This is a genomic window from Streptomyces sp. WELS2 (assembly GCF_013870595.1).
GTDB lineage: Bacteria > Actinomycetota > Actinomycetes > Streptomycetales > Streptomycetaceae > Streptomyces.
Map to the genome: position 1 here is coordinate 1 of NZ_JACBWZ010001016.1, position 2,004 is coordinate 2,004.

Below are 2,004 nucleotides of genomic sequence, written 5' to 3' on the forward strand. Positions count from 1 at the left end.
CGTGACGATCGGCGGCGGCACGGTGCACGGCGACCAGAACAACCTCACCGGCAACCGGATCACCGGCGACGTCCACCTGGGCGGCGGGCGGCGCCGGGAACGGGGTGAGGACGCGTGAGCGAACCCCAGGCCGAACGCCCCGGCTCCCCGTCCGGCCCGGCCCCGGACGCGGCGGCCCCCGAGGCACCGGCGGAGCAGCCCCAGGCCGCCGGTGCCGGCGAGGAGGCCGAGGAGCAAGACCAGCCGCAGGACGTCTGGACGGCCCGCCGCGACCTGGTCGACCACAGCCCCCGGACCATGAACATCGGCGCCCGCACCCGGTTCGGCGGCGGCACGGTCCACGGCGACCAGAACAACCTGGCCGGCAACCAGATCACCGGCGATGTGTTCCTGGGCGGCAAGACGGAGGTGCACCACTGGAGCTTCGCCGGCCTGCTGGGACCGTCCGCCGTCTCCGGCGAGGTGCCGCCGCAGCGGCTGGAGCGGCTGGACGCGTCGTTCACCGCCGCCGAGGAGACCGTCGAGGAGCTGCTGGACCGGCTGCGCCGCGACCGCGTCCTGGTGCTGTCCGGCACCCGTTTCTCCGGCCGCCGCACGGCCGCGCTGGTGCTGCTGCACCGGCTCGGCGCCGTCCCCGTGCACGTCCTCGACCGGGACACCGCGCCCGGCTCCCTCGCCGACCGGCTCACCGGCACCGGCGAGCGGCAGGTCCGCGGCTATGTGCTGGGCGACCTGGCCACCCGGCGCGGGAACCCGCTGCGCGAACCCCATCTGCTCGCCGCCCGCGACCGGCTCGCGGAGCAGGACGCGTACCTGGTGATCACCGTGGGCCACACCGCCGTACTGGAGGACGTGACGGCCGTCCCCTGGCGGCCGCCGGCCGGGGCGGAGGTGCTCGCGGCCCACCTGCGCACCCACCTCGACCCCGGCACCGCGGCCGGCCTGCTCCGCCTCCCCGCGGTCACCGACTTCCTGGCCCGTGACCACCGGCTGCGCGAGACCGCCGCCTTCGCCCGGCTGCTGGCCAGGTACACCGCCGGGGAGGCGACCGAGGAGGAGGTCGGGGCGTTCTCGCGGGTCTCGCTGGAGAACCAGGTCCAGGAGTGGTTCGAGGAGGACGAGAACACGCTCGACCTGCGGGACAAGGCGTTCCTCGTCGCCCTCGCGGCGTTCGACGGCGGCCCCTACGCCCTGACCGCCGAACTGAGCGACCTGCTCTACCGCTTCCTGCTCGGCACCCAGCACCCGGGCCGGCCGGCCGAGGTCCCCGTCTTCGGCACCCACATCGACAAGCGGCTCCAACTGGCCCGCGCCGAGGGCTACGAGGACGACGAGCACACCGAGTGGGGGCCGGTGACCCAGTTCAAGGCGAAGTTCGTCGACGAGCGGGTGCCGCTGGTGCTGCTACGCCTGGTGTGGACGGGCCACCCGTCGGCCCGGCCCGCGCTGATCGAGTGGCTGCGCCGGCTCGCCGACGACGGCCGCCCGCTGGTGCGCACCCGCGCCGCCGCCACCGTCGCCGTCCTCGCCCGCACCGACCTGCCCTCCGCGATGGCCCTGGTCATCGCGCCGTGGGCCACCTCCCGCCTGTTCCGGCACCGGCTGGTGGCGGTCAATTCCCTCACCCTCGCCCACCTTGTCGGCACGCCCAACATCCCGCGCATCCTGGACGACTGGTCCGGCGCCGACGACCGCGCCCTGCGCTGGGTGGCCGCGCGGGCGTACGCCCTGATCGGCCCGGAACTGCCCGGCCAGGCGCTCGCCGCGCTGCGCAAGGCCGCCCGCAGCCTGTACGACGACCCCGCCGAACCCGACGAGTTCGACCTGGAGATGGTGCGCGAGCTGTCCGACGCGGTGGCGCTGCTGCTGCTCTCCCCCGCGCACGACCAGGTCCTCGCAGAGCTGCTGACGCACGTCGACGACGACCCCGCGGTCAACGCGCTCACGCTGACGGCCTTCGTCAACGCCTGCGACCACCAGGAGGAGGACGGCGACCCGGCCGGC

General features: G+C 75.1%; 1 protein-coding gene. It reads left to right on the forward strand.

Annotated elements, in window-relative coordinates:
• Positions 1 to 114: 114 nt before the first annotated feature.
• A partial coding sequence (locus H5J33_RS32990) for a hypothetical protein (RefSeq protein ID WP_181798385.1) occupies positions 115 to 2,004 on the forward strand: 1,890 nt, incomplete at its 3' end.